This is a genomic window from Maribacter spongiae (genome assembly GCF_047345125.1).
GTDB lineage: Bacteria > Bacteroidota > Bacteroidia > Flavobacteriales > Flavobacteriaceae > Maribacter.
Genome location: NZ_JBLFEQ010000011.1, coordinates 89,210 through 97,133, shown reverse-complemented (window position 1 = coordinate 97,133; position 7,924 = coordinate 89,210). Strand labels below are relative to the sequence as shown.

General features: G+C 33.1%; 7 protein-coding genes. 2 read left to right on the top strand and 5 right to left on the bottom strand.

Annotation, left to right across the window (positions count from 1 at the left end; translation table 11 throughout):
- Positions 1-162: 162 nt before the first annotated feature.
- Positions 163-840 (bottom strand): HAD family hydrolase, encoded by a 678-nt coding sequence (locus ACKWB9_RS13930; protein ID WP_414003632.1) that lies wholly within the window; start codon positions 838-840, stop codon positions 163-165.
- Positions 803-1,771: an ATP-grasp domain-containing protein gene (locus ACKWB9_RS13925; protein WP_414003631.1), complete on the bottom strand. Its 969-nt coding sequence runs from the start codon at positions 1,769-1,771 to the stop codon at positions 803-805. The genes ACKWB9_RS13930 and ACKWB9_RS13925 overlap by 38 nt, the downstream gene beginning before the upstream one ends.
- A gap of 212 nt (positions 1,772-1,983) precedes the next feature.
- On the opposite strand from ACKWB9_RS13925, the gene ACKWB9_RS13920 reads away from it, so the two are divergent.
- A complete protein-coding gene (locus tag ACKWB9_RS13920; protein WP_414003630.1) occupies positions 1,984-2,598 on the top strand; it encodes a sugar transferase in 615 nt (204 codons plus the stop codon).
- A 20-nt stretch (positions 2,599-2,618) separates the two neighbouring features.
- Positions 2,619-4,670: an HAD family hydrolase gene (locus tag ACKWB9_RS13915; RefSeq protein WP_414003629.1), complete on the top strand. Its 2,052-nt coding sequence runs from the start codon at positions 2,619-2,621 to the stop codon at positions 4,668-4,670.
- A 171-nt stretch (positions 4,671-4,841) separates the two neighbouring features.
- Here ACKWB9_RS13915 and ACKWB9_RS13910 read toward each other — a convergent pair whose 3' ends face one another.
- The 3 genes from ACKWB9_RS13910 to ACKWB9_RS13900 form a co-directional block, all read right to left on the bottom strand.
- A complete protein-coding gene (locus ACKWB9_RS13910; RefSeq protein ID WP_414003628.1) occupies positions 4,842-5,006 on the bottom strand; it encodes a hypothetical protein in 165 nt (54 codons plus the stop codon).
- A 184-nt stretch (positions 5,007-5,190) separates the two neighbouring features.
- Complete coding sequence (locus ACKWB9_RS13905; RefSeq protein ID WP_414003627.1) at positions 5,191-6,309, bottom strand: nucleoside hydrolase; 1,119 nt, start codon at positions 6,307-6,309, stop codon at positions 5,191-5,193.
- Between the two features lie 571 nt (positions 6,310-6,880).
- Positions 6,881-7,681, bottom strand: coding sequence for a glycosyltransferase family A protein (locus tag ACKWB9_RS13900; RefSeq protein WP_414003626.1), 801 nt, complete (start codon positions 7,679-7,681; stop codon positions 6,881-6,883).
- Between the last annotated feature and the right edge of the window lie 243 nt (positions 7,682-7,924).

Sequence of the window (7,924 nt, the reverse complement as noted above, 5' to 3'; positions counted from 1 at the left end):
AATGCACTCAAAATAGGACAACGGATCCAAAATCAAGCGCAAAAAGCAGCTTGATCAAAAACAAAGAGCACAAAAAACCAAACCTACAATGGAATACCTATCCCTATTCCTGAACATCCCTAAATTATCAGCTAACAGGATTAGCATAGCTATGTTAAGACCTTATACAACCTCTATCTGATTTAAACTGGCTACATATTTCTTTGGAAGATTTTCTTTCTTCATAAAATTCATTTGGTTTACATGTATATTCAAACCGTTATCCAACAAATGAATGCTGTCCCAATTGAGGAGGTTTGGGGAAATAAAATCTTTTTTTAAATTATCCGCAATGTAGGTGAATTCATGATTAGGGTAGAGTCCCTCGAGTTTATCAAATACTTTCAAAGCGGGTTTTTGATACCCAATTTCTTCAGAAATCAGTATCGTGTCAATGTATTCAATTAAGCCTAGGGCATCTATCTTATTACGCTGGGTTTGACTTCTGCCATCGGTGATAATAGCAATCTTACCCTTATTCTTTTTAATATTTTTAAGCAAGTTTAGGACACCGTCAGATACTTCTATATTGGGAAAATGATTTCTATACTTTAGCAGCAAATCATCTAAATTGATTTCATATTTTTTTGTCAAAAATTCAAATACGTTATTACCACTCCTGTACATTGAAAACATTTCAATATATAATAAATTCCATTTATTTGCATCTAGTTCTTGTGCTATTTCTAAATAAGCTGATTTTAAGAAATCTACTTCTTTATACAGGGTGTCATCTAAATCAAAGGCAATGATACTGTTATTGCTAACTTTCAAAGTTGCGGACCAAGATTTCATCATCATACCTTAACATTAGTAAATTTGATTCCCAAGCATCAAAAGCATCAAGAATTGGCTTATTAAAAAAATATTCTTCGATAATCCATTTAGGGTAATTGGCTCCTGCTAAATATGTCAACGGAAAACCACCGCCAAATCTAGGGTTAACTTCGATGCCATAAATTACATCATTTATTTTGTGTTTAAAAAATTGGGCAGTTAAACATCCATAAGCGCCTGGCAGTGTAGCTAGTTTAGCTTTTACAAGTTTAACTATACTATTATTCTCTGTTAAACCTTTGTTTACCTCACCATCTCGTACTGCAATTCGTTTTCTTGGAACAACACATTTTAACTTGTTGTTTCTGTCATAGTATAAATCACATGTATATTCAACGTAGTCGTCGTGATTTAAATATTCCAAAAACATTAATTTCTCATGATTAAAATGATATTCATTTAAATCAGATTCTTTCTCTATTAAAAAGGTATCAACACTTCTACTTCCATCCCAAGGTTTCAAGAACATTGGTAATTCATAGTTATTTTTGTCAAACTCTTTGGCAACTTTTATACCGAATGATTTAAAAAAAGAATGAATCTTGCGTTTGTCTCTACAAACATCTATTATTTCTTGATCTGAAATTAGTATTTCAATACCATTCTCCTTATACCTCAATTGATTCGTTGCAAATATCTTTAATTCTGTATCTATCGTCGGGATTATCAATTTAATGTTATTTTCCAAACATTTGTCCAAAAGAATATCCATGTAGTCTTTTTCATCAACACGTGGCACCTTGAAAAAACTATCAGCAACATGACATGCAGAAGCCAGTGTGGGTTCTATATCTGAAGCAAAGACCCTCCCTTCTGGCACAAGTTGGCCCAATTCTTTTTGAAACGCCCTAACTAAAGACACCCTTCTTCCTGCTGAAGATATTAGAATATTCATAGATTATTTTTTTCGTTATTCTTTTTCATAATATTTCAATTACTCTAACGTTAGAATCTCGAATAAGTTATTTTCGCAATTAGTTTTGTAATTTTTTTTTCAAAAAATAAATAAAAATACGTTTTTCTTTTTTCTTTTACTTATAAAATGATTCATGTTTGAAAAACTTCTTACTATAAATGACTTAATTTTATTTTCGAAACTCAAAATTTATGTATCCTTCATTTTTTAAGCGTTTAATTGATGTTTCAATTTCATTGTTAGGTATTGTTGTGCTTTCTCCATTGCTGTTGGTGATTACAATTTCATTATTTGTAGCCAATGATGGGAAGCCATTTTTTTATCAAAAGAGACCAGGAAAGGATGAAGCCATCTTTACCATTATTAAATTCAAGACAATGAACGATAAAAAAGATGGAAACGGCAAACTTTTGCCAGACTTTCAGCGTATGACCCAAATTGGTCAATATATTAGGAAATATTCGTTAGATGAAATACCTCAATTATTCAGTGTTTTAAAAGGAGACATGAGCTTGATTGGTCCACGACCATTATTGGTTGAATATTTACCACGTTACTCTGAGTGTCAGAGAAAAAGACATAAGGTTAAACCAGGTATTACGGGTTGGGCTCAGGTAAATGGCCGAAATAGTATCAGTTGGGAACAGAAGTTTGAATTGGATGTTTTTTATGTTGAAAACTTGTCTTTCATACTTGACATGGAAATAATTATGAAGACCATTGTTAAAGTATTTAAAAAAGAAGGGGTAAATAGCAGTGATTCAGATACCATGACCATTTTTGAAGGGAATAAGGAACAATCATAATCGATATAATACTAACACCAATGAAGAGAGAGTTGATTGGCCAAATACAAAGCAAAAAAGAAGTTGAATATATTTTTTGCGATTTTTATGATACTATTGTTCATAGAAATGTACACCCTTTGCATACTTTTAAATTATGGGCGAAACACTTAAAACAAGAACTGGCTCTCGATTCTTCTAGTTATGAAATCTTCAAAATAAGAAGAGCGTCAATGGAGTTTCTTAGTGAAAAGACGGGGCTTTTTGAAAGTGAACTTTCTTACCTTGAAGTCATCAAAGAAGTTCATAACAGATTGGAGTGTGCCAATTTGATACGGCCCAGCCATCATGACCTCGTCAATTTTATAAAATGCTTCAAAGAAGCCGATTTTGCAGCAGAGAACAGTGTTCAATATTTGAATACAAAAATGGTTGATACTTTATTTCAGCTTAAAAAAATGGGTTACAAGATTTTTTGTGTATCAGATTTTCATTTTGATACCGAAATTATGGAACGACTGTTAAAACATCACGGTATAGCGCACATTTATGATAAGGTATTTGTTTCTGCAGCTTACAATGCCAGCAAAGAAAATAACGGTATACTTTACAAAAAAATATTAGAAGAACAACAAATTAATGGTGGGCAGGCCTTTATGATTGGTGACAACCTTAAAAGCGATGTTGAGTTTGCCCAGTTGTTTGGTATAGAAGCGCACTATCTTAAAAGGAAGAGCGTCAAAATCAACCAAAAACTCCGCATTTTTGGTAGTGATGAGAGTGATTTTAAAAAGACACTAAAGCGTTTTGAAGCTCAAATCAAATCAAAAAAATATCCTTATGCTCAGTATTTAATATTGTTTCATTTCTTTATTGAGCGTTTATACCATGAAGCTAGAAAAAATGAAACTAAAAATTTATTTTTCCTTGCTAGGGAAGGGTATTTTTTAAAACAACTTTTTGATCGGTATCAGAATAAATTTGCTATTAAAGGCAATGAAATCAAGTCCCATTATCTCAAAATGTCACGACAAGGTGCCATGCAAATTTCATATTTACCATTAGGCGAAGAAAAATTTAGGCACTTAAGATCTAAATACAATCATTTTTCGTTGCGGCAATTTTTTAAGTCATTTTTATTTGATGAACAAACTACCTCCTCCATTGCAAAGCGTTTAAGCATGGATGTAGATAGGCTCATACCTAATTTTTTTGAATCTGAATATTTTATCCAGTTGCAAGAAGATTCGATATTTCAACAGCTTTACGAAGAAAACAGGATTACACAAAAAGAAAATTTTGATTCGTATTTGGCTTCATTTAATGTTGATTTTGATTCTGAGGACATGTTTTTGGTAGATGTTGGTTGGGGGGGTACCATGCAAGAATGTCTACATGTCTATTTCAAAGGCAAATTTGAAGTGACAGCATGGTATTTAGGCTTACAAGAAATTTACAACATTACTCCAAAGACAAAAAGAAAAGGACTCCTGTTTTCGGTACATCCCAACAAAAGTATCAAAGATGAAATCATGATGGCCAATAGGCAATTGTATGAACAATTACTGGCGGCACCACATGGTAGTACTTTAGGGTATTCGCCTAGTCCAGAATTTACAATTGAGTACCACAAAAAAGAAGAAAAGTACGTTTATGACAACTATATCAAAAAGCTTCATGAATATATGTCAATGCAATATGACTCCTTACTTCAAGTCCTTGCCCCAAGGTTTTACGAAGAACAAATGGTTTCCGATTACCTATTCGATTTAAAGCTTTCATTAGACCTTCATGCAAATAAAAATGAAATAGCATTCGTTCATAATTTGACCAAAGGGTTTTATCAAAACATTGGCAACAACAATGTTGGATTAGATTATGATATGGGTTCTATTGGGCTATCACCTGTTCAAATGATAAAACAGATACTTTTAAAACCTGAAAAAACGTATCGTTATATTGTTAAATTAAAACCCGTTTTATTCCGTAAAAACCTGTATTTCTTATCATTACCCATTAGTCTCTATAAACCTTATCTAAAATTAAATTTCTTTTTGAGGGATAAGATTTTTAAAAAGCAATTGTTGGATTAATCATTTTTGACTTCATTTAAAGTGTAAGCTTCCCTCAAAACCGAGCTGTTTAAAATTAATCGTAAACATTCGAGCAAGCACATCTTAATCGGGAAAGGTATTGATTGGTAGCTTGTGCCAAAAAAGAGATAACCATCACCCTTTAAAGAGTTCAGCGAATGTTTTTATGAATCAGGCAATCAATCTTGAGAAGGCCTCGACGGTCTGGGCATTAACCCAGGGCCTGCGCCTTACCTCTTGGTAACAAGACTTTCCACAAATCGGAAAATCCTGTATCTCGACCTTGGGGTAAAACTCCTTGGAATGAAGCTTCTTATTCAACTTTTCACTGTCCATAATGGTTTTTCTTCCAAAACAGGGTCAGCCTTTCGGCTGTTTCTCGTACATCACTTATATCAAAATATTCCAATACGCCATCAGGCAAAAATGAGATAGTAGTTCTTTAGTTTCCAAGTATCAATTTTTTAAACAAAACTTACAAATTTTAAATCATCCTCCAACTTTTCTCAGCTTGATTCGATTATTCAACCAAAGAGTAGTTTTCAAGTGATTCAAAAAAGTCTTCGAGGATTGCGTCTCTATTAAAACCTCCCCAAATTGTAATTTCTCTATTATTTTCGGGTCTATCAACCCAATTTCCATTTACAAGTATGGGGGCAGGAATTGATTCTTGGGTACCCCATTCAGGGTTTTTCAAGATTGACAATGCAACCAAATCAAAAAGTGATCTCGTATCCTTTCCTATATTTTCAAAAAGGCTTATCGAGTAATCACCAAAATGTCTGAATTGACCCCCGTGCCTACCTGGTACAGGTTCCATTGTCTCCGGTCCCAGACCAGGCATCCTATCATTAATTTCATCTACATTGACTCTAACAAAAGCTGATCCCATACTAGAGCCCAGTCGTACTGTAACTATTTCAAAGGGAATACCACTTTCTATGACATAGTTGACCGCCGATAAGTCATTGGTCTCATTGTATTCACCCTTATTAGGATAGTTTGAACCCAGCCATATAACCTTAGAACGATTTGCTAACTCCGGATCCTTTCTTAAAGCAAGGGCAACATTGGTCAGTTTCCCTACAGCTACAATTAGAGTCTCTTTTTCACGTGTCTTTTCAATCAATATATCTGCCGCTTCTATCCCATCAAAATTATTTGGATTCCAATTTTGTTCTATATCCTCAAATGCCCCGTTGGCCCCTTTAAAGATATCCATTCTATCCTCTAAATTGTATAATTTCAAGACTCTCAGGGCCTCCTCAAAATGACCATCAATATCTCCACCCAAATGAGTTGCATTAACAGTTATCGCTTCTAAGTTGAACAAATCTCCATTTGACAAAAGGTATGCAAGGGCATGCTGATCATCGAGTTCATTATTGGCATCTGTGTCAAAAATGATATTAAGTTTTTGATTATCACCTCCAATTGCAGAATCGGTGTCTTCAACATTATTACCTTCATCTTCGCGATCTTCTTCCTCATTTTGTGAGTCTAAAATTTCTTCAGATTCATCAACTTGCTCTTCAGAAATGATTTCAAATAAATCTGAATCTTTACCGCAAGAAGAAAGGAATAGAATACTACAAATAAAGCACAAGAATACTAGGGGACTTTGGATATAAAATTTCATTAAGTTAAATAAATTAAGTTCTATGATATTCAAAATCGGGCTTGATAAAAATATTTAGATTTTAACAATCATCGATAAATAGTTTCAATTTTTCGATGAAATACCTATTTGGTATTCAGTCTTTAACGTGTAGAACTACACTTTTGGATGTCACTGATTTTATTATTCGATGAACTACACTATTTTTTAACAAATAATTTGGATTTCTAGGAAGAATTCACCAACTCTGATCAAGCTTCACAGTTTACCTGTGAAGAGTACATTGATTTGTTGAAAAGCAATATCGATGGTTGGTAAGGGTCGGGTTCTAGACAACATATACACTGAACGTTTCTGGAAGTCCATAAAATACAGGCACATCTACCTTAACCCAGCCAAGAACAGCATTTCCCTCTATAAGGGCATTGTAGAATGGATTAAAAATTATCACACCAACAAAATATCAGGGTACAGGCCAAAAACCAAATGTTAGATACCAAAATGCAGCATAAAAATTCAATTAAGAAAACTTAAAAATCGGTTTGAATAATAGAGGTATTATACAGACTCAATATATTTGTCAATTTAATTGTTAATTTGAAGCTTGGTAAAAATTGAATTCTTTCCGTATCCTAGGAGTGATTAATCTAAAACGATAGTTTTTGAATTTGCTAGATAATCTCTTGAGACTTTGTTTGGAAATCCAATTCCCATGGTTATTTAATTTTTTGACTTTTTGAAAAGACATATTCATATTCTCACCATTTCCTATATTATATATTCCGGCTGGAAAAGGAACTTTCTGCAATTCTATGTTTGAGTCAAGAGTTGTTAGTCGATGATCGAAATATAAATTTATTTTGTCTTTATCAAAAAAGTGTTTTATAAGGTTTGGTTTAACAATAACAGAACTACCACATAAATAGTTGAATTTCTTCTTTGTAACAACTAAAACATTTTTCCAACTAAAGCTTAAATATCCATTTCCTACATACCACCCTGGCAATTTATTGGCACTACTATTTACAAATGACACGACCTTATTGCTGACAAAGTCATCAGAATCTACAAGCATTACATAATCCGTATTGAATTTCTTACTCGCATAAGCAACACCATGTTTAATCTTATTCCCTTTGTCTATTCTTTTATTAATAAAGTACTCTTGTGGGCTAATATTTTCTTTAGACGGTGGTTGAAAATCTGGATGAATAAAGTGTATATTTTCGCAGGTATAGTTTATATCTGGTATTTCATGACAAACTACTACTACCTTAAAATTTGAATCCGTCTGGTTACAAATTGACTTCAGAGTTCTCTCAAATAATTGACTAAACTTAACCCAATCTGAAGCGACTGACTTGCTCTTAACCGGGACAACAAAGGTCAACATGGAACATTCTATTTAATGATACGAATAAAGAATAATTATTTGTCGTATTAGAGTTTTATCGACTAAAAACAGCAAATTCGGACCAGATAGCCTTTAACAAATACCGTAAGTACAATATAGACAACTTAACAACTTTTTCATCCAATCCATGATTCTTAGTCTATACATCCCCTAATTTAGACCTCCTCCCAAGATTAGGTATTGGTCAGTCTGATTGGTTTAGAGATTTTTTAATAGATTATT